This is a genomic window from Meiothermus hypogaeus (genome assembly GCF_003574035.1).
Classification (GTDB): domain Bacteria; phylum Deinococcota; class Deinococci; order Deinococcales; family Thermaceae; genus Meiothermus; species Meiothermus hypogaeus.
Genome location: NZ_QWKY01000035.1, coordinates 1 through 22,490, shown reverse-complemented (window position 1 = coordinate 22,490; position 22,490 = coordinate 1). Strand labels below are relative to the sequence as shown.

The 22,490-nt window shown below is 62.6% G+C and carries 24 protein-coding genes; 13 read left to right on the top strand and 11 right to left on the bottom strand.

Going from position 1 to position 22,490, the window contains the following annotated elements:
* Window positions 1-223: 223 nt before the first annotated feature.
* From Mhypo_RS10205 to Mhypo_RS10190, 4 genes are all read left to right on the top strand, one after another.
* Window positions 224-1,141 carry an ABC transporter ATP-binding protein gene (locus Mhypo_RS10205; RefSeq protein ID WP_119341194.1) on the top strand — a complete coding sequence of 306 codons (918 nt, stop codon included), beginning with the start codon at window positions 224-226 and terminating at the stop codon, window positions 1,139-1,141.
* Between the two features lie 135 nt (window positions 1,142-1,276).
* A complete protein-coding gene (locus Mhypo_RS10200) occupies window positions 1,277-2,047 on the top strand; it encodes an ABC transporter permease (protein WP_119341193.1) in 771 nt (256 codons plus the stop codon).
* A gap of 28 nt (window positions 2,048-2,075) precedes the next feature.
* Window positions 2,076-2,552 carry a cyclic pyranopterin monophosphate synthase MoaC gene (gene moaC, locus Mhypo_RS10195; RefSeq protein ID WP_119341192.1) on the top strand — a complete coding sequence of 159 codons (477 nt, stop codon included), beginning with the start codon at window positions 2,076-2,078 and terminating at the stop codon, window positions 2,550-2,552.
* A 59-nt stretch (window positions 2,553-2,611) separates the two neighbouring features.
* Window positions 2,612-3,148 carry a DNA-3-methyladenine glycosylase family protein gene (locus tag Mhypo_RS10190; protein WP_119341205.1) on the top strand — a complete coding sequence of 179 codons (537 nt, stop codon included), beginning with the start codon at window positions 2,612-2,614 and terminating at the stop codon, window positions 3,146-3,148.
* Between the two features lies 1 nt (window position 3,149).
* Here the strand turns inward: Mhypo_RS10190 and Mhypo_RS10185 are convergent, their stop codons facing one another.
* Entirely contained in the window at window positions 3,150-4,286 is a 1,137-nt protein-coding gene (locus Mhypo_RS10185) for a PQQ-dependent sugar dehydrogenase (RefSeq protein WP_119341191.1), read from the bottom strand.
* A gap of 216 nt (window positions 4,287-4,502) precedes the next feature.
* Between Mhypo_RS10185 and Mhypo_RS10180 the strand changes: the two genes are divergently transcribed.
* A complete protein-coding gene (locus Mhypo_RS10180; RefSeq protein ID WP_119341190.1) occupies window positions 4,503-5,204 on the top strand; it encodes an HAD family hydrolase in 702 nt (233 codons plus the stop codon).
* 34 nt (window positions 5,205-5,238) lie between these two features.
* On the opposite strand, the gene Mhypo_RS10175 is transcribed toward Mhypo_RS10180, so the two are convergent.
* Window positions 5,239-6,069 carry a hypothetical protein gene (locus Mhypo_RS10175; RefSeq protein ID WP_119341189.1) on the bottom strand — a complete coding sequence of 277 codons (831 nt, stop codon included), beginning with the start codon at window positions 6,067-6,069 and terminating at the stop codon, window positions 5,239-5,241.
* A gap of 54 nt (window positions 6,070-6,123) precedes the next feature.
* On the opposite strand from Mhypo_RS10175, the gene Mhypo_RS10170 reads away from it, so the two are divergent.
* Genes Mhypo_RS10170 through Mhypo_RS10160 form a run of 3 tightly spaced genes read left to right on the top strand, consistent with a single transcriptional unit; the run spans window position 6,124 to window position 9,210 of the window.
* On the top strand, window positions 6,124-6,705 hold the full coding sequence (locus Mhypo_RS10170) for a hypothetical protein (protein ID WP_119341188.1): 582 nt from the start codon (window positions 6,124-6,126) through the stop codon (window positions 6,703-6,705).
* Between the two features lie 38 nt (window positions 6,706-6,743).
* Window positions 6,744-7,550: a histidinol-phosphatase HisJ family protein gene (locus Mhypo_RS10165; RefSeq protein WP_119341187.1), complete on the top strand. Its 807-nt coding sequence runs from the start codon at window positions 6,744-6,746 to the stop codon at window positions 7,548-7,550.
* Between the two features lie 49 nt (window positions 7,551-7,599).
* Window positions 7,600-9,210 carry a DNA polymerase/3'-5' exonuclease PolX gene (locus tag Mhypo_RS10160; protein WP_119341186.1) on the top strand — a complete coding sequence of 537 codons (1,611 nt, stop codon included), beginning with the start codon at window positions 7,600-7,602 and terminating at the stop codon, window positions 9,208-9,210.
* A 276-nt stretch (window positions 9,211-9,486) separates the two neighbouring features.
* Here the strand turns inward: Mhypo_RS10160 and Mhypo_RS10155 are convergent, their stop codons facing one another.
* Window positions 9,487-9,924: a CBS domain-containing protein gene (locus Mhypo_RS10155; protein WP_119341185.1), complete on the bottom strand. Its 438-nt coding sequence runs from the start codon at window positions 9,922-9,924 to the stop codon at window positions 9,487-9,489.
* An 87-nt stretch (window positions 9,925-10,011) separates the two neighbouring features.
* On the opposite strand from Mhypo_RS10155, the gene Mhypo_RS10150 reads away from it, so the two are divergent.
* Window positions 10,012-10,569 carry a flavodoxin domain-containing protein gene (locus Mhypo_RS10150; RefSeq protein WP_119341184.1) on the top strand — a complete coding sequence of 186 codons (558 nt, stop codon included), beginning with the start codon at window positions 10,012-10,014 and terminating at the stop codon, window positions 10,567-10,569.
* A 29-nt stretch (window positions 10,570-10,598) separates the two neighbouring features.
* On the opposite strand, the gene Mhypo_RS10145 is transcribed toward Mhypo_RS10150, so the two are convergent.
* Window positions 10,599-12,050, bottom strand: a complete 1,452-nt coding sequence (locus Mhypo_RS10145; RefSeq protein ID WP_119341183.1) for a helicase HerA-like domain-containing protein — start codon at window positions 12,048-12,050, stop codon at window positions 10,599-10,601.
* Window positions 12,051-12,081: 31 nt separating this feature from the next.
* Between Mhypo_RS10145 and Mhypo_RS10140 the strand changes: the two genes are divergently transcribed.
* Complete coding sequence (locus Mhypo_RS10140; RefSeq protein ID WP_119341182.1) at window positions 12,082-12,540, top strand: hypothetical protein; 459 nt, start codon at window positions 12,082-12,084, stop codon at window positions 12,538-12,540.
* Here the strand turns inward: Mhypo_RS10140 and Mhypo_RS10135 are convergent.
* Window positions 12,534-12,863 carry a tRNA-binding protein gene (locus Mhypo_RS10135; RefSeq protein WP_119341181.1) on the bottom strand — a complete coding sequence of 110 codons (330 nt, stop codon included), beginning with the start codon at window positions 12,861-12,863 and terminating at the stop codon, window positions 12,534-12,536. The two genes, Mhypo_RS10140 and Mhypo_RS10135, sit on opposite strands and share 7 nt — an antisense overlap.
* A 181-nt stretch (window positions 12,864-13,044) precedes the next feature.
* Here Mhypo_RS10135 and Mhypo_RS10130 point away from each other — a divergent pair, with 181 nt between their 5' ends.
* Window positions 13,045-13,356 (top strand): hypothetical protein, encoded by a 312-nt coding sequence (locus Mhypo_RS10130; protein WP_119341180.1) that lies wholly within the window; start codon window positions 13,045-13,047, stop codon window positions 13,354-13,356.
* Between the two features lie 77 nt (window positions 13,357-13,433).
* Window positions 13,434-13,871 carry a DUF420 domain-containing protein gene (locus tag Mhypo_RS10125; RefSeq protein WP_119341179.1) on the top strand — a complete coding sequence of 146 codons (438 nt, stop codon included), beginning with the start codon at window positions 13,434-13,436 and terminating at the stop codon, window positions 13,869-13,871.
* 12 nt (window positions 13,872-13,883) lie between these two features.
* Here the strand turns inward: Mhypo_RS10125 and minC are convergent, their stop codons facing one another.
* Genes minC through Mhypo_RS10100 form a run of 5 tightly spaced genes read right to left on the bottom strand, consistent with a single transcriptional unit; the run spans window position 13,884 to window position 19,453 of the window.
* Window positions 13,884-14,429 (bottom strand): septum site-determining protein MinC, encoded by a 546-nt coding sequence (gene minC, locus Mhypo_RS10120; RefSeq protein WP_119341178.1) that lies wholly within the window; start codon window positions 14,427-14,429, stop codon window positions 13,884-13,886.
* Window positions 14,430-14,453: 24 nt separating this feature from the next.
* Complete coding sequence (gene lpdA, locus Mhypo_RS10115; protein ID WP_119341177.1) at window positions 14,454-15,848, bottom strand: dihydrolipoyl dehydrogenase; 1,395 nt, start codon at window positions 15,846-15,848, stop codon at window positions 14,454-14,456.
* A gap of 56 nt (window positions 15,849-15,904) precedes the next feature.
* Entirely contained in the window at window positions 15,905-17,302 is a 1,398-nt protein-coding gene (locus tag Mhypo_RS10110; RefSeq protein ID WP_119341176.1) for a dihydrolipoamide acetyltransferase family protein, read from the bottom strand.
* Between the two features lie 9 nt (window positions 17,303-17,311).
* Window positions 17,312-18,286, bottom strand: a complete 975-nt coding sequence (locus Mhypo_RS10105; protein ID WP_119341175.1) for an alpha-ketoacid dehydrogenase subunit beta — start codon at window positions 18,284-18,286, stop codon at window positions 17,312-17,314.
* Window positions 18,287-18,343: 57 nt separating this feature from the next.
* A complete protein-coding gene (locus tag Mhypo_RS10100) occupies window positions 18,344-19,453 on the bottom strand; it encodes a thiamine pyrophosphate-dependent dehydrogenase E1 component subunit alpha (RefSeq protein ID WP_119341174.1) in 1,110 nt (369 codons plus the stop codon).
* A gap of 340 nt (window positions 19,454-19,793) precedes the next feature.
* Here Mhypo_RS10100 and Mhypo_RS10095 point away from each other — a divergent pair, with 340 nt between their 5' ends.
* Window positions 19,794-20,228 (top strand): 23S rRNA (pseudouridine(1915)-N(3))-methyltransferase RlmH, encoded by a 435-nt coding sequence (locus tag Mhypo_RS10095; protein WP_119341173.1) that lies wholly within the window; start codon window positions 19,794-19,796, stop codon window positions 20,226-20,228.
* Here Mhypo_RS10095 and Mhypo_RS10090 read toward each other — a convergent pair.
* Window positions 20,225-22,490, bottom strand: a 2,266-nt coding sequence (locus tag Mhypo_RS10090; protein ID WP_119341172.1) for a S8 family peptidase, incomplete at its 5' end; no start/stop codon positions are given. The genes Mhypo_RS10095 and Mhypo_RS10090 overlap by 4 nt on opposite strands.

Sequence of the window (22,490 nt, the reverse complement as noted above, 5' to 3'; positions counted from 1 at the left end):
AAGGCCCTCTACCTTTACTGCCAAAAAGCCGGGGCGCAAAAAGTCGAGCGTCCAGTCCTGCCAGCCTTGCCTGATTTTTTTCGTCGGCTATGGATCACAGACCATAGACTATGCTCGTATCCCTTCTGTGCCCACCCAAACCATTAAGCTGACTCGTTACGCCCAACACACATCTGCCGGACGTGAACCAGGCCCGGCGCGTTACCTGCGTATAATCACACCCATGAGTGAAGCTGTGGCAACCAGCACCCCGGGTGCGGCCCTCGAGGCCCAGCAACTGGGTAAAAAGTACGGGCGCAAACCCGTGCTGGAGAACATCACCTTTGCCGTGCAGCCGGGCGAAGTCTATGCCCTGGCCGGGCCCAACGGCTCCGGCAAGACCACCCTGATTCGCCTGCTCACCGGTCTGGCCTTCCCCACCTCGGGGGTGGTGCGGATGCTGGGGCAGGACATCTACAACGGCGGCTATGTGGCCCGGCGGGCGCTGGGGGCGGTGGTGGAGGCTCCGGCGGCTTTTTACCCCCACATGACCGGGCGACAGAACCTGGAGATGGTTGCCTTCCTGACGGGTATGTCCAACGTGGAGAGCCGCATCCGCGAGGTATTGGCTCGGCTCGAGTTGTTGGCAGTGGCCGACCAGCCGGTGCGCACCTACTCGCTGGGCCAACGCCAGCGTCTGGGGTTGGCCTCGGCCATTCTGCACGAGCCGCAAATCCTTATCCTGGATGAGCCCACCAGCGGCCTCGATCCGCAGGGCATCAGCAAAGTCCACGAAATTCTGGCCGAGCTGGCTTGGAAAGGGGTGGCGGTACTGTTGTCCACCCACCACCTGCGCGAGGTATCGGCCTATTCCGACAAGGTGGGCATTCTGGGCGGGGGGCGGCTCTTGGAAGAGGTCAAGCTGGGCGCCAAGGGCGAAACCTACCGCTTGCGGGTGGACGACCCGCCCAGGGCGGCTGCCTTCCTCAAGACTGTACCGGGGGTGCAAAACGTGAGCCTGCGCGATGTGAATGTAATCTTCGAGGGTTCGCCCAACGTGGCTTTGGCGGCGCTGGTGCGCGAGAACTACCAGGTGCAGTTTCTGGAACCCGATTACTTCGACCTATACGACTATTACCGGGAAAGGGTGAAAAATGCCTAGCCATATAGCAGGGGTTAGGGTGCAGGGGTCAGGGCTCAGGGTGGGACAGATGCGCTTCCCCGACGCTCGCTATCCCTCAGGTGTATGGAGGTGCTTCACGGCGATTGAACCACCTATTGCGAGAAGGAGCAACCCATGCTGCGGGTACTAATTTGGGAATTTGGCAAGCTGGTGCGGCTGCGCTCGGTGCAGATTGGGCTGCTGGCGGCTTTGGTGCTGCCCATTTTGTGGGCCTTTGCGCCGGGGCTCCGGGCACAGTATGGCCTCGAGCTGGTCTCGGGCTGGCAGGTGCCGGCTCTTGCGCTCCTGACCGGCATGGACTTCCTGTTCCCCTTCCTTACGGCCATGGCGGCGGCGGAAGTCCTGGGTTCGGAAGTCTCGATGGGAACCCTCAAGTCGGTGCTGTTGCGCCCCAGTCCCCGTAGCCGTTTGCTGGGAGCCAAAGTTATCGTGGTATTGGCCTACCCCTTCATTCTGCTGATGGTGAGCCTGGCGGGTTCGCTGCTGGCCGGCTTGCCCTTTGGTCTGGGTAGCTTCTTCGGCGGCACGGGCCTGGGCGAGGGCAGCTTTGCGGGTGTGGGCCAACTTACGCCCCCAGGGGCGTTTATGGAACTGCTGCGGGCCCATGCGCTGGCCGGAGTGGTGCTCTGGCCGCTTTCGGCCCTGGCCATGCTCTATGCGGTGGTCTTCCTCAGCACCACCTCGGCGGCGCTGGCGGCGGTCTCGACCCTGCTCCTGATGCGCCTTCTGATTGCTTTTCCGGCTATACAGCCTTTCTTGCTTACTAGCTACCTTGACCTTTACATTCGCCCGGAAGCCGTTTCTTGGGGCCTGCCCTTGCTCATCATCTACACCGTGGGCTTCTCGGCCTTGGCCTTGCTCATCTTCGAGCGGAAGGATATCTGAAGCAGCCTTTCGGCTATAAGCTTTGCATATGAGCAAACTTACCCATTTTCAAGACGGCAAGCCGCGCATGGTGGACGTAAGCGAGAAGGCGGCCACTTTGCGTACCGCGACCGCCGAGGCCACCGTAGCGCTGCAACCGGAGGCGGTTGAGGCCCTGCGCGCAGGTGGGGTGGGCAAGGGCGACCCCCTGAGCGTGGCCCAGCTTGCGGGCATTCTGGCCGCCAAAAAAACCGGCGAGCTGATTCCCCTATGCCACCCCCTGCCCATCACCAGCGCAGACGTGGAACTTCGCTTCCTACCGGAAGAAGCCCGGGTGCACATCACCGCCACCGTCAAGACCAAAGCCGAGACGGGGGTCGAGATGGAGGCCCTCACGGCCTGCGCCATAGCGGCCCTTACGGTCTACGACATGCTCAAAGCGGCCAGCAAGGGCCTGGAAATAACCAACCTACGCCTGTTGCACAAGGCTGGGGGTAAGTCGGGGGAGTGGAAGCGGGGGCAGTAGAATTGGCCATGCCCCGTGCTCCCCGCCCCAAGCTTCAGGTGGCGTTTGCCGATGCAGCCATGCAAAAGCTGGCATTGCAGCATGGCCCTGCTCCTTTTGCGCCCCATCCTTTTCCGAAGCGTTCGCCGTACGTGGTGCTCCTGAGCTCGATAGTGGGCCAGCAGCTTTCCGGCAAGGCCGCCGATACCATCTGGCAGCGCCTGGCGAGCCGCTTTGCCCTCGAGCCCGAGGTGCTCTACCAGGCCCCAAGCGAAGATTTGCGGGCCGTGGGGTTATCAAATGCCAAAGCCCGCTATGTGCAGGAGCTGTCGCGCTTTGCCCTGGAAGGGGGCCTGGATGGCATTGAAAACCTGCCCGACCCGGAAGCGATCCGCCACCTGACCCAGGTCAAGGGCCTTGGGGTCTGGACGGCGCAGATGTTCTTGATGTTTGGCCTGGGCCGCCCCGATGTCTGGCCGGTACTGGATCTGGGCATCCGCAAGGGGGCGCAAAAGCTGTACGGCATCGGCGAGCGGCAGGCGCTGGAAGAACTGGGGGAGCGTTTCCGGCCTTACCGCTCCCATGCGGCCTGGTATTTGTGGCGGGTGCTGGAGTGAATCAGACTCTCGAGAACACCAGCAACATGCCATTGCGGTCATCGGTAATGTAGATTTTCCCATCGGGCCCCTGTTTCACATCTACTGGCGCCCCAAGTTTGCCGTCTGGGAAGACCCAGTTACCGATGAGCTCCCGTGCAGGGCCGCTGGGGATGCCTTGCCCGTTTACCCGGAAGGCCACCACGCGGTGCCCGGCTTTGCGATAGCCGTGGTAGCCCACCACCAGCCAGCCGTCGCCCCACTCGCTTTGGGCATTCAGATACGCTATGCCCAGGGGAGCGGCATGGGCCGGCAGGAGCAGGGTGGGGTTTCGGGTCTGGGCGCAGTTGTAGCGGGGAAATTCGGGGGCGTTTTGGCCGTTTTCGTAGCAGTAGGGCCAGCCGTAGTGGGCGCCTTGTACCACTACGTTCAGTTCGTCGGCGGGGTGGGCCTCATCGGAGATGCGCGGGTCGGCAGCCTGGATGGCGTCACGGGAATTCTCACCCTGCAATAGCGTGCCCGAGGGGTGAAGGGCCAGCGCCATGGAGTTGCGCAAGCCGACGGCATGCACGCTCCAGCCGCGCACGATGCCCTGGGGCCACTGAAGGCTGTACTTGCGGATCAGGCCGTTTCGCGCCGCCTCGGCACAGACTGCCTTGCCCTTGTCCTGCTGGCAGTTGTCCGAGGCCGAACCCACGTTCACAAAAAGGTTGCCTGCTTTATCGAAAACCATCTGGGTGAGGGGATGCCGCCCGTTTCCAGGCAGGTCACGCAGGATGTACTCTTTTTGGGGCTGGGCTTGTTTGGGGTCGAAGCGGAAGATGCGCCCGACCTCCCCCACATACACCCTGCCATCCGGGCCCAGGACAATGCCATGGGGCCGATCCAGGCCACTGAAAATACGCTGGACGCGATACTGCTTTCCCTGCTTGAAGAGCCGTGCCAGTGAGCCCTGGTTGGCTTTCCAGCCGTTCATCTCCACTACCAGCAGGTCGCCCGAGGGTAAAGGCAGCAGGCCCCGGGGAAAGCGCAGCTCGCGGCTTACGATGCCCACGCAGAAACCGCTGGGGGTACTGACCTCGAGCCGCGGCAGCCCCGCACAGGTCTGGGCGCTGGCAAAGCCAAGACCCACCAGAAGGGCGAGATAGAGCAGTCGCATGCATGATTACTCTACTCGAGTTGGGAAGCTTCTGGATGATTTTGTCGGCGATACAGCCCTGAAGCCAGGCCGGGAGTTGTTCGACAGTCGTCCGACCCTGATATGCGGCTCTGGCTTTGGCCCTGGACAGCCGGGCTGTCTTGGGTTTAACGCATTGCTGGGTCATCTGACCCAGGCCGTGCCAGATAGCCTTCTACACTTTAAATAGAGGAAGCTATGGTCGAGTACATTGCCTTTGATGCCGATAACACCCTGTGGCGCAGCGAGACCTGCTTTAGCGAGGCTCAGGCTCAGTTCAGGGTGCTGATGCAGCAGTATTTGAATGGTTCATACGATGACCGGTATCTGAAGGAGACCGAGCTGCGCAACATCCAGCACTACGGCTATGGGGTCAAAAGCTTTGGCCTTTCCATGATCGAGACGGCCCTCGAGCTCACCGGGGGGCGCATTTCGCCGGAGCACATTCGGTTTTTAGTTAACCTCACCAAGGAGTTGCTGGCCGCTCCCGTGGAGGTGCTGCCCGAGGTAGAGGCGGTGCTCGACGAGCTCTCGGGCGACTACCCCCTGATGGTGATTGCCAAGGGCGATTTGCTCGACCAGGAGACCAAGTTTGTGCGCTCGGGCCTGGGCGAGTATTTTCGCTGTCTGGAGGTAGTAAGCGAGAAAGACCCCTTCAGCTACAGCCGTATCCTGCGACGCCACCGCATACGCCCCGAGGTTTTTTTGATGGTGGGCAACAGCCTGCGTTCGGACATCTGGCCGGTGCTGGAAATTGGGGGTCAGGCGGTTTACATTCCCTCGCCAGGGGCGCGAAACGAGCCATTGCAGATGGATGAACCCAAACCTGGGCTGTATGTGCAGCTCGAGCATATGGGTCAGTTGCCGGAGTGGCTGGAAGCCCGGCTGCTGGCTGCCTGAGGCTCAAATAACCCAAAAGCGCTGCTGTTGTGCGCTAGGCTGAAGTAGAAGACGGTTGCTGCCCAACCCTCCTCGCAATCGCCAAACCCGCCTTCAACACCCCTACGCCCGCCAGCAGAGCCTCCCTGGCGGCATGGGTGTTTTTATAGCTCGAGCGGAAAAAATCCCATGCATGCAGATAAAAAGCTGCGTACTGCTCGGCCAGCTCCGTTTGATGAAATGCTTTGAGCCGGGTGTACACGTGGGTGCGGTTGCCACCCCAGGCGGCTTGGAAGTCGGCCCCCAGTACCGAGAGAACGCGGGAGCCGGTGGGCCCAACCCGCCAGGCGAGCTGACGCAACACCTCGAACAGATACTTCCCGGGTCGATCCATAACCATATCGAAAAGCCCCTCCAGAAAAGCCTGGGGTTCCAGGAGCTGAGCCCGGTCGGTGTCGGGGTGATTGGGCTGGCCGAACTTAAGCTGCTCATAAGGCAGGCCATGCAGGGTCTGGACACCGTAACTGGGCGTGTAGTGCTCGAGGCGGGCCCGCAAAAGCTGAATTTGCGGGCGCGGGAGATGCAGGGGCCGAGGCATGCGGGCTCGAAAACGCTCTTCGACTTCGGCCTGAAAGGCCAGGGCAGCCTCGAGGCGCATGAGCGGGGCATCATCTTGCAGCAAGACCTGCACATCTATGTCCGATAGTTCAGGTACGTAATCGATGGGGCTATCCCAGTTTTTTTGTGAGGAGCCCTTGCTGTAAACCCCCAGCAGGTTGTCGGCGGCTACCTGCAGCCTCAGTGTTTCCAGAATGCTTTCTTGCATGGCAGCAATTTCCCGGCGCAACTGGGCCGGGTCGGGGTAGCTGTTGTCCCAAGTACGCATAGAAGTTCAAGTATAGCGGTTTCGTGGGTTCGGCTGGGCGGTAGACTGGGAGGTATGATTTTTTTACTCGAAAAAGCCCCGCCCGACCCTGCCGAGGTAGCGCAGTTGCAAGCCCTGCAAGCGGCGGGCCTGCCGGTGACGCCTACCCTGGTGCTGGGGGGCCTCGAGGCCGAGTTTTACCAGCTGGGCAACCTGGCCGAGCAGATCCGACGGGCCTTCGAGGGGGTGTTTGGCGCACGCCTGGACGAAGAAAAACTAGAGAAAGCCTGTGCCTTCGCGGAAAAACTCCTGCGCGAGTCGTATCTGCTGCCCGAGCGTGCCGACGAACTTCGGGCAGCCTTGCCGGAGGGGCCGGTGCTGGTGCGCTACGCCGGGGAAGCCCCTTTTGGCCTGGAGGCTGGCAAGCAGGAGACCCTATGGGCGCTCAAGCGCCTGTGGGCCAGCCGCTGGCAACTGGATGCGGTGCTTTTGCGCGCGCCCGAGCTTGCCCCCCCCGAAACGGCCAGCCTGGTACAAAGTGTGGGCGATGCCCTTGGTCCGGACGAAGCCCTGTCGGCCCGGGCCAGCGAAGTGCTAGGATTCAGGGTCAAGGTCTGGACCAGCCAGGGCCGGGTGGTGCGGGTAGAACCCTGGTAGAGTGCCGGAACCACCAAAACTAGCAACAGGAGAAACCCGTGTACGACAGCCACATGCACACGCCGCTTTGCAAGCATGCCACTGGAGCCCCTGCTGAGTATGTGCAGGCTGCCAGGGAAGCAGGCTTGCTGGGCATCGTCATGACCGATCATAGCCCCATGCCGGCCTGGTTCGACCCCGAGGTGCGCATGGAACTGGCAGAGCTGCCTTTTTACCACACCATGCTGGAAAAGCTTCGGGCGGAGTCGGGTAGCTTTTATGTAGGGATTGGCCTCGAGGCCGACTATCACCCCGGCACCGAGTACTTTGTGCGGCATCTGCGCCGGCAGTACGACTACGACTACATCATCGGCTCGGTGCACTACATTGGGGCCTGGCCCTTCGATAACCCCCACTACCAGTCCGAGTTCGAGGAGCGCGACCTGCGCGAGGTGTACCGGGCCTATTTCAAGCTGGTGGCCGAGGCCGCCCGCACCGGCTTGTTCCACGCCATCGGGCACCTGGACCTGCCCAAGGTGATGGGCTTCCGGCCCCCCCAGGGCTACGCCGACCTGGCCGAGGAGGCCCTGGAGGTAATTGCCGGGGAAGGGCTGGCGCTGGATGTGAACACCGCCGGCTGGCGCAAAAAGGCTGCCGAAATCTACCCCAGCCCGGAGCTTTTGGCCAGGGCTTTTGAACTCAAAATTCCGGTGGTGCTGGGCTCTGACGCCCACCGCCCCCAGGACGTGGCCCACCGTTTTGCCGATGCGGTGGCCCTGCTACGGTCGGTGGGCTACCGGGAAGCGGTGGTGTTCAAGGCCGGAAAGCCGGAGACTTATGCGCTGGCAGGCGCCGATAGTCAATAGCCCTTAGCCGATAGCAGATAAAGAAAGATTCTAGCGTTAGGCTATGGGTATGAACCGTAAAGACCTGGCGGGGATGCTCGAGTACGCCGCCGACCTGATGGAGGTGCTGGGCGAGGGTGAGTTCCGGGCCAGGGCCTACCGCAGCGCTGCCCGCAACCTCGAACAACAAGAGGCAGACCTGAACGAGCTGGCCGCTCGAGGTTTCAAGGGCGTGCCGGGGGTGGGGCCGGCGCTGGCCCCCATGCTGAGCGAAATTGTGCAAACCCAGGAGTTTCCCTACCTGGCCGAGCTCGAGGGCCGCGTACCGCCGGGGGTGTTGGAGCTCTTTCGGGTGCAGGGCCTGGGCCCCAAGCGCATCCGGGCCCTATGGGACAACGGGGTGAACAGCCTGGAGGAGCTGGTGCTGTTTGCCGAACAGGGCAAAATTCGCACCCTGCCCGGTTTTGGCGCCAAAAGCGAGGCCAGCTTGCTGGAAGCAGCCCGCTACGCCCTGGCCAATATGCGGCGGGTGATGCTGCCGGTGGGGCTCGAGGTGGCCCGGCTGCTCCTGACCGACCTCGAGAACGCTGGGCTCCAGGCCGAGCTAGCAGGCAGTGTGCGGCGCGGTCTGGAAACGGTGGGCAACCTGGACCTGGTGGTGGTGGGTACCCCCGAGCAGGTGCGCCCGGTGCTGGGCCGCTACGTGGAGGAGGTGCAGGGCGATGTGCTGCTGGGGCGGCTCGAGGGCCTGCCCTTGCGGGTTTTCTGCACCCCTGCGGCGTCGTTTGGCTCGATGCTGGTGCAGGCCACAGGCTCGAGGGCCTGGCTCGATACGCTGGGAACCCTTCCCGCCTTTGCAGAAAGCGAGGAGGAGGTATTTAAAGCCCTGGGTCAGCCCTTTGTACCAGCCTACTGGCGTGAACAGGAGCACATTGGATTGCCTGTACCGCAAACCACCCTCGAGGCCCCCCAGCTTCGGGGTCTGATTCACGTGCACTCCACCTACTCCGATGGCAGCGGTACCTTGCGCCAGATGGCCGAGGCGGCCATCGCCCAGGGCTTCGAGTACATGGTCATCTGCGATCACTCCCAGACGGCGGCCTATGCTGGGGGTCTACGAGAAGACGACGTGCTGCGCCAATGGGCCGAGATCGAGGCTCTGAATGCCGAGCTGGCCCCTTTTCGTATCCTGCGCGGCATCGAGTCCGATATTCTGCCCGACGGCTCGCTGGATTATCCCGACGCGCTGCTGGCCCGGTTCGAAGTGGTGGTGGGCAGCTTACATGCGGGGCTCAACCTGGGCAAGGCCGAGCAAACTCAGCGTCTGCTGCGTGCCCTGGAGAACCCCTACCTGAGCATCCTGGGCCACCCCAGCGGGCGCCTCATCCTGCGGCGCAAAGGCGCCGAGGCCGACTGGGAAGCGGTGCTGGAAAGGGCTGCCCAGAACCAGAAGGCAGTGGAGTTTAACTGTAGCCCCTACCGCCTCGACCTGGACTGGCGGCTGATGCTGGCCTGGCGCGACCGCCTCAACTTCTCGCTGGGCCCCGACTCACACAGCGTCGAGGGCATTTCCGAAATTCAATACGGCTTGCTCTTTGCCCACAAAGCCGGTCTCGCTCCCCACCAGGTGATCAACACCTGGCCCGCCGAGCGGCTCCTGGCGCTCAAAAAAACCAGCTGAAAACCTTCCCACGCATGCTTGGCAAAGCAAATCCGCTGTGCCAGCTATACTCTGGCGCCCCACCTGCCCAGAAAGAGCCGCAGATGCAATGAGCCTCCAAAGGCAGGCTTATCGCGCCCTTCACAGAAGTTGCCGCCCGCAAAAACGAGCATGCGTCTGCGCCCAGACGCATGTTACGCACCCAAGTGGGCCGGGCCCGGCCCACGAGTGCTTGGGTTTCGAGTTTTCGGGCGGCAACTGTTCTGTCTGGGAGGCTCAATCTTTGTGAAGGGCGCTCTAGGGGCTGGTTTCTGCGCCTACCAGCAACTCGGCCTCGCGTTGCAAGAAAGCCTTAAGCACGTCGGTTACGGTCACGATGCCCACCAGCTTGCCCTCATGCACCACCGGCAGCCCCCCTACCTTGTGCTCGAGCATCTGCTTGGCAGCCGCCTGTAAGGGCATGGTATCGGCTACCGTGACGGGGTCGCGGGTCATGATTTCGCCCACGGTGAGTTTGGAAATCAGGTAGTTAAGCTCCCATATGGAAAGCGAGGTGGCGTCCGAGGGCATGGCTTCCTTCAGGTCGCGATCGGTAACGATGCCCACCACCCGGCCTTCCTTCACTACCGGCAGGCGGCGAAACCCACCCTTTTTCATAATCTGCGCGGCCTCGGGCACCGTTACGTCCGGGGTGACCACATCTGGGTTGGGGGTCATGAAGTCTTTGACCAGCATCGTTATCACCTCACCATCAAAGGTACTCTTTCTGGTCGGGGGCAGATGTCTCTATAGCCCGGGTGGTCCTGGGTCTAGCCTTATGTTGTGGGAACTTGGCGCGTTCTGGTTGCCTACGCCAGCCGCCTGGGCAGCACCCGTGAAATTGCCCAGACCATTGCCCAGGTTTTGACCCGGCGCGGGGCGGTGGTGGATGTGCTGGCGGTGGACCAAGTGAAGTGCTTGCAGGGCTATCAGGCGGTGATACTGGGCAGCCCCATTCGAGAAGCGCACTGGCTCCCGGAAGCCATAGACTTCGTGTGGACGCACCGCGAAGTGCTACAGCAGTTGCCGGTGGTGTACTTTGTGGTCTCAGGCCTGATGAGCAACCCCACCCCGGAGCATTTTCACGAGGTTTATGCGTGCCTCGCCGAGGTACGGGCCCTGGCCGAACCGCTCGAGATGGGTATTTTCGCAGGCTCCCTGGAGTATGATCGCCTCGAGCGCGACCAGGTCGTAAAAGTGCTGAGCAAGGGGCTACCTGAAGGGGATTTTCGGCGCTGGCAGGAAGTGCGAGCCTGGGCCGAGGACATAGCCGACCGGCTGTTGCTCGAGCTGGCCCGAAAACAGGCTGCCGAATCCGCAAAGCCAAAGCCGCCTGCATGAACAAAGTGGCCTTTGCATTCTGGCCCTGGCTAGCGTTTACGCTTGCCAGCCGCCAAAAGCCCGCCCAGCACCCCGCGCACAATGCGCTGCCCCTCCCGGCTGGCCAGGAAACCCACCGCCCCCTTGGCTAGGTCGCCCAAGAGGTTGCCGCCCTGAGGCTCTGTACCGGCCGGAGATTTAGCGCCTTGGGGGGCCTGCTGCACCGACTCAGCGGCCCGTGCCTTCAGTATTTCGTAGGCCGACTCGCGGTCGAGGGCCTTCTCGTAGTGCCCGTAGACCGGGGACTGCCGGATTACCTGCTGGCGCTCCTGCGGGCTGAGCGGGGGTAGCTGGGTGCGGGGGGGGTAGATCAGGGCCCGCTCCACCACGCTGGGGATGCCCTTCTCGTCCAGGGTCGAGACCAGGGCCTCGCCCACCCCCATCTCCAGGATGACGGTGGCCACGTCGAGCTTGGGGTTGGGCCGGAAGGTTTGGGCAGCGGCCTTGACGGCCTTCTGGTCGCGCGGGGTATAGGCCCGCAGCGCGTGCTGGACGCGGTTGCCCAGCTGGCCCAGCACCTCGTCGGGGATGTCCAGGGGGTTCTGGCTTACGAAGTACACCCCCACCCCCTTGCTGCGGATCAGCCGCACGACCTGCTCTATTTTGTCCCGCAAGGCCTTGGGGGCCTCGTCGAAAAGTAGGTGGGCTTCGTCGAAAAAGAAAACCAGCCTGGGCTTATCGGGGTCGCCTACCTCGGGCAGTCGCTCAAAGAGCTCAGAGAGCATCCAGAGCAAAAAGGTGCTGTAGAGCTTGGGGGATTGCATTAACTGGTCGGCGGCCAGGATGTTGATGACGCCCCGGCCATCCTGGGTTTGCAGGAGGTCTTCGAGCTCGAGGGCCGGCTCACCGAAAAACCGGTCGCCGCCCTGCTCTTCCAGGGCCAAAAGCCCGCGCTGGATAGCGCCGATGGAGGCCGCCGAGATGTTGCCGTATTCGGTTTTGAACTTCTCGGCGTTGTCTCCCACAAACTGCAGCATGGCCCGCAGGTCTTTTAAGTCCAGCAGCAGCAATCCGTTGTCGTCGGCAATCTTGAAGGCCAGGGTGAGCACCCCGCTCTGGGTGTCGTTCAGGCCCAGCAAGCGGGACAACAGCAGCGGCCCCATTTCCGACACGGTAGCCCGTACCGGGTGGCCCTGCTCGCCAAACACGTCCCAGAACACCACGGGGTACGCTTCGTATTTGAAGTCCGCAAGCCCCAGCTTCTGTACCCGCTCGGCCACTTTAGGGTTCTCGCCCCCTGGCTTGCACAAGCCCGAGAGGTCGCCCTTCACGTCGGCCATGAAGACGGGTACACCAATGCGGGAGAACTGCTCGGCCAGCACCCGCAGGCTCACGGTCTTACCGGTACCGGTGGCCCCGGCAATCAGGCCGTGGCGGTTGGCCATCCTGGGATACAAAAATACTTCCGATTCACCTTTGGCAATGGCGATGGGCTCTGGCATGGGAGACTCCTGCAGGACATAATACTTTCTAATGTCCAAAAAGCTGCAAAGCCCCTGGTCGTTGAGTTTACAGACGGCCATCTGGCGGCGGGAATGGGGTAAGTTGTATGCGCTGGTTGAGGCCGAACTGCCTGCCGAAGCCAGCGAACGGCTCGCCCACCCCCCGGCCTTTGCCAACCCCGAGGAGGCCCGCTTCGACCTGGAAACGGTGCTCTTGTCGTGGGCGCTACCAGACTTTGTGGCCTACATGGAAGCCCTCAGTACATGGCTGGGGGCAGGTGTGTTCCAGGAGCCCCACTCCCCCCACCCCTGGCTTTTGCGCTGGCCGGGCGACCTGAAACCGCCCCCCGCCGAACCCCCGGCGCTATGGAGCGAATTGCATCTGCGGCTGCGCCAACCCAACCCCGAGGGCTTTGTAGCGGCTGCCCTGCTGCAACTGATGGCGACGGCTCGAGGCGTCGCTCGCTACCGTGAAAGCTTGCCTCAGTAAACCCGCCCGCCCAGCGGCACTTCGCGCTCGGCCGAGAGCAACACCACCCGCCCTGCTTCGTCGGGCAGGCCCAGCACCAGCACCTCGGACCTGAAGCCGGCAATGTTGCGCTCGCCCAGGTTGGTCGCACAGATGACCAGCCGCCCCACCAGGGTTTCGGGGGTGTAGAGGTCGGTGAGCTGGGCGCTGCTTTGCTTGAGGCCCAGGGGGCCCAGGTCTACCCAGAGCTGGTAGGAGGGCTTGCGGGCCTTGGGGTGGGGCAGGGCTTTCTGGATGCGTCCGACGCGCAGCTCGAGGAGTTCAAAGGCTTCGTAGGGCGTCATGAGGAAAGTGTCTACGGTCAACAGTCCTCCGTCAATGGCCCGTCGCTACCGACCAGAAATTCCAGATATTCACTGCTCACTCTGCTCAGGGCCCAGAGCCTAAAGCCGAAGTGACCCGAGAACTTTTGCCGACACCTTTACTACGCTGTACGAAGCGCTTACGGCCCCCTATACTTGGGCTGTGCAACGCTTGCTCGACCAGGCCGCCATTTTGATTCGAGATGCCCGCGAACTGCCCCCGGAGCGGGCGGTGGGTTCGCTGAAAGAGTCGGTGGGTCTGCTGGAGGCGGTTCGCCCTTCTAAGGAACGCGACGGCATGATGGCCCTGGCCTATTTGCGACTGGCCCAGATGCAGCGTCAGCTGGGCAAGCGTCAGGAGGCCGAGCGGGCTTTCATGCTGGGCTACAGCTATGCGCGCAGCTCGAGGGAGGAGCGGGTGCGCCGCCTGGCGGAAAAACTGAGCCAAGAGTTCACAAATAGCGTGCAGGGATAAATGTCCTTCGCTGGAATAGGCTATTTTGAAATGGCTACAGGGTATACCTGTGCACCATCGAGGAGGAAATAAGCACCATGGGTCAGATGTTGGGCGATATCGCCGCCTTGTTAATTGCTTTGTCGGGTCTGGCGGTCATCATCGGGGTCATTCTCATCAAGCGGGGGGATCGGGTCTGGCATCCTCGAGTGATGCTGACAGCCACCGGCCTGGCCGCGCTTTTCCTGGTGTTCTACCTGCTCAAGTGGGGCCTGTACGGCACCACCCGCTATGTGGGGCCAGAGGAGTGGCGTGGGGCCTACTACGCCCTCTTGATAAGCCATACCATCCTGGCGGCAATCAACGGGCCGCTGGTGCTGTGGTTGATCTACAACGCCTTCAAGCAGCGCTTTAGCATTCACAAAGCCTGGGCCCGCTGGACGGTGCCGGTCTGGCTCTATGTGGCGGTTACCGGCTGGGTTATTGACCAGATTCTGCGTACCTATGGCGAGTCGGCGGGCGGTATTGGCTTTTGAGTGCAAAAACCCTCAAGCTTTTTTGCCCCAGGCTTCCAGCACAATCCGACCCTCGGCCACCCGGGCCCGCTCGGGGCCACGGGTACTTTTTTCGCCGTCCGGGGCCTGGGCCACATGGTGGGCAATGCGAATCTGCTTGGCTTCCAGGCTCATGGCCCAGATGGCGGCCTCTTCCTGTCCGGTGGCCCCGGCATGGGCCAGTCCGCGCAGCTTCCCCACCACGATGATATCCCCAGCCGCAATTATCTCGGCTCCTGCATTGACATCCCCCAGAATCACCACCGTGCCGGGGGACTCCACCCGGGCGCCCGAACGCAGGGTCTGGTCAATCACCTCGGTGTAGGGGATGTATTTTTCGCCCCGTTGGGGCCTGAGCTGTAGACCCCGTTCACGGCCTAGCTCGAGCAAAGTCTCCAGCACCGTCGGGCCGACCGACCCGGCTACCTCGACCTCGAGGGGCAGCGGGGGCAGTTCTAGCAGGGCCTTGCGCAGCATCTCGGGGGTTTCGTTGCCGTCCAGCCGAAGGGCCAGGGCGTTGAGGGTAGCACGAATCCGCATGCTACGCAGTTATACCAGAAAAACCTAGCGGTTGGCGATGTGGATAGCCTGGCGGTGCAGGTGCTCGGCGGCCTCCATAATGCCCTCGGAAAGGGTGGGGTGAGCATGGACGGTCAGGCCCACATCGGTCACGGTAGCCCCCATCTCCAGCGCCAGGGCCATCTCGGCAATCAAATCGGAGGCGCTTGGCCCGACCATATGAGCGCCCAGCAGCAGGTCGGTTTCGGCATCGCCGATGAGCTTGATCAGCCCCTCGGTGGCCCCCAGGGTCATGGCCCGGCCCGAGGCCGCAAGGGGGAACTTGCCCACCTTGACCTTGTAACCGGCCTTGGCGGCCTCCTCCTCGGTCATGCCGACGGCAGCCCACTCCGGGCTGGTGTAGACCACGTTGGGAATCTGGTAGTCCATAACGGCGTTGCCCCCCGCGGCGTTTTCGGCAGCAGTCAGGCCCTCCTTCATGGCTTTATGGGCCAGGAGGGGTGGGCGGGTCACGTCGCCGATGGCGTAGATGCCGGGCACGTTGGTTTCCATTTTCTCGTTGGTGGGGATGTAGCCGCGCTCGTCCACCACCACCCCGATGGCCTCGAGCCCCAGCCCCTTGCCCCGGGGCCGCCGACCGGTGGCTACCAGAATCTTGTCCACCACAATGGTTTCTTGTGTTGCCGTCTTTAGGTCTTCCAGCGTGACGTGCAGGCCGTCTTTTTTCTTTTCTACCTTCACGCCTTTGGTCTGGGTGCGAATGGTGATACCCTGCTTGCCCAGAATTTTGGCCAGCAAGCCCGCGGTCTCGGGGTCGGCGGCGGGCAGAATCTGGCCCATGAACTCGATCACCGTCACCTCGGCCCCCAGGCGTTTGTAGACCTGGGCGAACTCGAGGCCAATGGCACCTCCCCCGATGCAGAGCAAACGTTTGGGGAACTGCTCTTCCACCCGCAAGGCCCCGGTAGAGTCCACGATGTTTTTCTGGTCTACCTCAAAGCCCGGCAGGGTGTTGGGCTCGGAGCCGGTGGCCACGATGATGGCCCGGCCCTGGAAGCGCTCGCCCTCCACCTCGATGGTGTTTTTATCAACAAACCTGGCAAAGCCGGTTTTTAGGTCGATCTTGTTGCCCTTCAGAAGCTGAGAAACCCCGCCGGTAAGCTTCTTTACGATGCCGTCGCGCCAGCCGCCCAGCTTTTTGGTGTCTACTTTGGCGTCTTTGACCTCGAGACCAAATTCGGCCCCGTGGCGGATGCCCTCGAGTTCTTCTGCGGCGTGCAGCAGGGCTTTGGTGGGAATGCAGCCCACGTTCAGGCAGACTCCCCCCACGTACTCCGCTTCCACCGCCAGCACCTTTTTGCCCAGTTGGGCCGCCCGGATGGCCGCATGGTAGCCGCCGGGGCCGGTTCCGATCACGATCACGTCGTAGATATTTGACATAGAAACCCCATTCTAGTGAGTGCTTGGATGAAAAACAAAATCCGACAGGCAAAAAATTATAAGGCTTCCAGAAAGAGCCGCTCGGGCTTCTCCAAAAGCCGGATGACTTCTTTGCAGAAGCGGGCCGCCTCGGCCCCGTCTACCAGCCGATGGTCGAAGGAGAGCGAGAGGTACATCATCTGCCGCACCACAATCTCGTCGCGTTCGTTCACCACCGGGCGCTTCTGGATGGAGTGCACCCCCAGGATGGCGGCATCGGGCACGTTGATGATGGGAAAACTGAAGAGGGCCCCAATCGAGCCGATGTTGGTCACGCTGAAGCTAGAGCCACTCACCTCCTCCGGGGCCAGCTTGCCGCTACGGGCCTTTTCGGCCAGTTCGTTGATTTCTTTAGCAATCTGGAGCAGGCTCTTGCGGTCTACGTCCCGAACAACCGGTACAATCAGGCCGTTCTCGGCGGCCACCGCCATGCCGATGTTGACGTAGTGCTTAAGCACCACCTCCTGCCTTGCCTCGTCCAGCGAGCTATTCAGGGCCGGGAACTTCTTGAGGGCGACGCCCAGGGCCTTGAAGATAAAGGGCAGGTAGCTGAGCTTGACCCCCTGGGCCTCGGCCTCGAGCTTGAGCCGCTCACGCAGGGCTACCAGCTCGGTCAGGTCTGCTTCGTCCACCGAGAGGGTGCGCACGGTGTAGAGGTGCGAGGCCGACATCTGCTGGGCAATGGCCCGCCGCAGCCCGCGCAAAGGGACGCGGGTCTCGAGGTTTTCGTAGCCTTTGGGGGGTTTGTACTGCACCGGAGGTGGGAAGCCCGTGGCCGGTGGCTTGGGGCCAATCGTCTCTGGCGTGGTAGGTTGAGCCTGCGTCCCCCCCTGTGCGTAGGCCTTCACATCCTCTACCCGCACCCGGCCATGCGGCCCTGAACCCGGAATTTGGGCGATGTCCAGCCCCAGCTCGCGGGCCAGCTTGCGGGCTGCCGGCACCGCAATCACCCGCCCGGATGCCCCTGCAACAGGGGTGCTCTGGGCTGCCGAGGGTGCCGCTACCTGGGTAAAGGGGTTTTTGATCTGCTCCGGCTTGCCATCGGGTTTGAACAGGGAGAGGTTGGCCCCGTCGTCTTCGGCGACCTGGCCCGGTTCCACAATGGAGCGCTCCTCCTGGGCCTGCACGCTGGGGGCCGGGCTGGGTTTTTTGTCGGAAATGGGGGCGGTTACTTCCCCGGGTTCGGCAATCAGGGCAATGGGGGCATGTACCGGCACCACGTCGCCCTCCTTGACCAGCTTTTGCAACAAGACCCCCTCGAGGGGGCTGGGTAGCTCCACGGTTACCTTGTCTGTCATGACCTCCACGAAAGGCTGGTCTTTTTTAAGGGCTTCGCCTTCCTGCACCAGCCACCGAAGAATTTCACCTTCCACAACGGACTCTGCCAGCTCGGGCAACACCACTTCTTTGGGCATGTTTCCTCCCTAGTAGTCAAGTAGACGCTTGGCTGCGTTCAGGATACGGGTTACGGTCGGCATGTATAGCTTGTCCTGGGCCAGCGGGTAGGGGGTGTCGAACCCGCTGACCCGCAAGGGGGGGGCCAGGAGCTGGTCGAACAGCTCTTCTGAAACGGTAGCGGCCACCTCCGAGGCCACGCTGGCTGTGCGGGGGGCTTCGGAAATCATAAGCAGGCGGCCGGTCTTGGCCACCGAGTTCAGCACCGTTTCTTTGTCCCAAGGCACCAGGGTACGCAGGTCAATGACCTCGGGGTCAATGCCCGCAGCCGCCATTTCCTGCGCGGCCTTCTGGGTTTCGACCATGGGCCCCCCGTAGGAAACCAGGGTTATGTCGCGGCCCTCGCGACGGATGGCCGCTTTGCCGATGGGCAGCAGGAAATCGTCGGCGGGCACCTCTTCCTTGACCGCGCGGTACAAGCGCTTGGGTTCCATGAAGACCACCGGGTCGTCGTCGCGGATGGCGGCCTTGAGAAGCCCTTTGGCGTCTTTGGGGGTAGCAACCACCACCACCTTCAAGCCGGCGGTATGGGCGAAATGGGCCTCGGGGCTTTGGGAGTGGTGGTGGCCCCCCTTCACGCCGCCGCCGGTGGGCATGCGCACGACCATGGGGGCGGTGAACTGCCCCCCCGAGCGGTAGCGCAGCTTGGCGGCCTGCGAGAAAAGCTGGTCTATGCCGGGAAAGACGTAATCGGCGAACTGAATTTCGGCCACCGGGCGCATTCCGTGGGCAGCCAGCCCTACCGCTGCCCCGATGATGGCAGCCTCGGAGAGGGGGGTGTCCATCACCCGGTCGGGGCCGTATTTTTCCTGCAGGCCCTCGGTGGCCAGGAAGACCCCACCGCGTTTGCCTACGTCTTCACCCAGAATCATCACCCGCTCGTCGCGGCGCAGTTCTTCGTCCAGGGCTGTATTGAGGGCCTGGATTAAGGTCATGGTTGGCATACAATCTCCGTCACAAGTCACAAGTCTTATGTCAAAACAGGACAGAAACTTCCACCGTCAGGACTGTAATTCGTCCATCACCAAGCGGCGTTGTTCTTCTAGATGCCAGGGGCGGGCGGCGTAGACATCGTCGAACATCTGCAAGGGGTCGGGCTCACCGGCCTGGAGGGCTTCCTGCAGGGCGGCCTCGAGCTCCTTGGAGATTTCCAGTTTAAGTTCGTTGGCCCACTGGGCATCCCACAGGCCCTCTTTTTCCAGAAAGCGCTGGAAGCGCAGCAGGGGGTCTTGCTGGCGTTCTGCCGCCAGCTCCTCACGGGAGCGGTAACGGCTGTCGTCGTCGGCGGAGGAGTGGGCCCCAAAGCGGTTGACCACCAGCTCCACCAGGCTGGGTCCCTGCCCGGCACGGGCACGCTCGAGGGCTTCTTGCATCACCAAGTAACTGGCCAGCACGTCCAGGCCGTCCACGTAATAACCAGGAATACCGTAGGCATGCGCCTTGATGGCGATATTTTCAGACGCGGTCTGCCTGGAGATGTTTACGCTGATGGCGTAGCGGTTGTTCTCGCACACAAATACCACCGGCGCTTTCTGCACCGCGGCGAAGTTGACCCCCGCGTGCCAGTCACCCTCGCTGGTGGCCCCATCGCCAAAGGTGCAGACCGCTACCTCGCCGGTGCGGCGCAGTTTCATGCTGATGGCGGCTCCTGTGGCGGGGGGGATGTGCGAAGCAATGGCCGAACAAACCGTGAAAATGTGGAGCGGCTGGCTGCCGGGGTGCGAAGGCATCTGGCGGCCCTTGGCCGGGTCGGCGGTGTTGCCCAGGGTCTGGCCGAAAATTTCCAGCAGCGGTACCCCCATGGCCAGCACCAGCCCCATGTCGCGGTAGTAGGGGAAGAGCCAGTCGTGGCCTTTGCGCAGGGCGTGGGCAAGGCCGACCTGGGCGGCCTCATGGCCGGCATGGGGGGCAATGAAGCTGGTCTTACCAGTGCGAATCAGGATGACCAGTTTTTCATCCAGCAGTCGCGCGGCCAGCATGTCGCGATAGAAGCGTTGCAGCAGCTCGGCAGGTAAGCCATGCTCGAACGGCGCAATCCAGTGGCCGTGTTCGTCGACCAGCCGGATGGGTTCGTTGCTAAAGGGTTGGAAGCGTATTTTCTCCTGAACCATGTTTCCTCCTGGCCTGCCGGGATGACCGGCGGGCCCGACCTGCTAAGCCTTGGGTAAAGGCTTTTTTGTCCGGGGCGCCCTGGGTAAGGACTGCCGCGGGGAACAACCACCCAGCAAAACCAGAAGACCTCCACATGGGGAGGTCTGCACCTGGGTTTTGGTATACCGGGCTCGAGGTTTCGGGAGAGCCAATCACTGCCGGTAGCCTCAGGCTCTTTCCCATACCGACCTCTTGGTACCCAAGATTATAGCCGGTTTTACCCAGGGCCAATTGGGGTCAAGTTGGCTATGAGAACCGGACGGCGCCGGTAGAATCCGCCAGGTATATTTGGATAGCCCCATGAAGCTGCGCGTCTGTGTCATCGGTAAGCCCAAACTGCTCTATGCCAAAGCGGGTGTGGAAGAGTATCTAAAGCGCTTGCAGCGCTACACAAAGCTCGAGCTCCTCTACCTCAAGGAGGGCACCCCGGTTCAGGAAGGGCAGCGTTTGCTGGAAGCCTCCGCGGGCTACAAGCGGGTAGTGCTGGACGAGCGCGGCCAGATGCCCGATACCCTGGCCTTGGGGGCCCGGCTCGAGGCCTGGGAGGTGGGGGAAAAGGGCGTGGCGTTCCTGATTGGGGGCGCGGACGGCCATAGCCAGGCCGTGCGGGACGAGGCCGACTGGCTGCTGGCGCTATCCAAACTAACCCTTCAGCACGAGCTGGCTCTGGTGGTGCTCCTGGAGCAGCTTTACCGGGTCGAAACCCTGAAGCGGGGCGAGCCCTATCACCGTTAGCGGGCTGGGTAGCCCAGCTGTTTTAGCCACTTTTCGCGGGTGAGGGTGGTGGAAAGGACGGGCTCGAGCACCACATTGATGTTGCTGGCATTCGGCATCACGGTAGCAATGTTGCCACCAGTCCTGTACCACCCGAATAAATCGCCCACATCCTGGGTGCCGTTGTCGTTCACATCCTTCCAGGCCGAGATGCGGTAGCCCAAGAGCCCTTCCGTCGAAAGGCCGTTGCGGTTGTAGGGGGCCTGGGTGCCGGTCTGGGCGATGAACACCGGATTGACATCCAGCAACAGGCTCAGGGTGGGGGTTTCGCGCAGCACCGCGTCGAAGTAAATCCTGGTGCCCTGGATGTTCTGGGTAGGTGGGGGGGTGGTGGGGGGTTGCACCACGGTCAGGGTGATGCGGGTCTCGCCCTGCACGGTCTGACCGCTCACGCTGGCGCTGCCGCTGACCACCAGGGTATAGGTGCCGGGGGTGCTGCCTGCCGGAATGGTCAGGGTGGTGCTGCTGCCCGTAACTGGGCTGGCCGGATTGAAGCTAGGGGTGGTGCCGCTGGGCTGCCCGCTCACGCTCAGGGCCACCGGCTCGCTAAAGTTGGCACGGCTGATGCCGATGGTAACGGAAGCGCTCGCGCCGGTGTTGAGGGTCAGGGCGTTGGGGCTGGCCGAGAGCACCAGCGAGCGAGGGGGTGGGGTGTTCAGGCGGGCCAGGGCGGCCTGCGCGTCTATCAGCCCCGCGCCGCACTCACTGCCGTTGGGGCGGTTGCACTGCGCAGCGTTCAGGGGCCTTGCGGTCTCTTTCAGGATGGAGAGCCCTTCGGCGGCGGTCAGGGCAGGCTTTTTGCTTTTCATCAGGGCCAGCAGGCCGGCCACGTGTGGCGCAGCCATCGAGGTGCCGGCCTTGCCCCCGTACTGCCCACTGCCCAGGGTGCTTACCACCTGCTGTCCGGCAGGCTCGCCGCCGGGGGCCATCAGGTCAATGCGGGTGCCGTAGTTGGAATACGAGGCCCGGTTGCCGGCGGCGTTGGTCGCGCCCACCGTGATCACCCCACTACACCCGGCGGGGCTGAAGGTGCTAGCGTCCACATTCGAGTTACCCGCCGCCACCACAATGATGGCACCGGCGTCATTCGCCTCGTTGATGGCCTGCTGTAGTGCAGGGGCGTTGGTACAGGCTACGGGCCCACCCAGCGACATATTAATCACGCTGGCGGGGTTGGTGTTGGCCGTAACGCCAGATACAGTCAGTCCTGCGCCTGCGGCCCATCTCAGCGCATCGGCTACGTCGGCCAGGGTTCCATTGCCGCCGCTCAAGGCCCGGATGGGCAGGATTTTAGCGCCCCACGAGACCCCGGCCACCCCCAGGTTGTTGTTGGTGGCGGCCCCCACCGTGCCGGTGACGTGGTTGCCGTGGTAGTCGGTGCCGGGGCTGGTGTCCTCGGGGTTGGGGTCGCGTCCGTCGCCGTCGCCGGAGTCGGCTGCGCTGGAATAAAAGTCGTAGCCCTGTAAGAGCCTCCCGGCCAGGTCGGGGTGACCCGCCACCACGCCCCCGTCAATTACCGCTACCGTGACCGGGTTGGAAGCACCGGTTTCGATGTCCCAGGCACCGGGTAAGTTAATGGCTTCGTAATGCCAGCTCTGGTTGGTGTACTGGGGGTCGTTGGGGATGGCCTGGGCGGAAAGGATGTAGTTGGGCTGCGCGTACTCCACGTCGCTCCGGCTTTGCAAGGCCTGCAGCGCGGTAAGGGTGTCGGCGCGGTTCAGGTTGGCCCGGTAGAGATAGGTGCGCTCCATACCCAGCGGTCTGACCTGTTGCAACTCTATCCCGAAAACCGAAAGGCGGCTTAGCGACTGCAGGCTGACCTGGGGTTTGAACTTTACGATTAGCTCACCGTCTACGAAAGGCACACTGGGGTCAACACTTTGCAGCGAGGTTTGCAGGGCAATGCTGACCGTTCCACTGATGACCCCATTGCCAGGAGGGGGAGGGGAGGGGGGCTCGAGTACCGTTACCTCTACCGAGGCGCTCTTGCTGGAATCGGCCACGCTGCGGGCAGTGATGGTAGCCGCTCCGGCAAGCTCTCCCTGAACCACACCGTTGTTGACACTGGCCACTGCGGGATTACTGCTACTCCAGGTGACGGCGGTGTTGCTGGTGCCGCTCACGCTCGCGGTAATTACTCTTTGCTGGCCAATATCCAGTGAAAAAGGGCTGCTTGGGTTCAGGCTGATGGTGATGTTCGGGGAAGGTGGGGGCGGTGGGGGG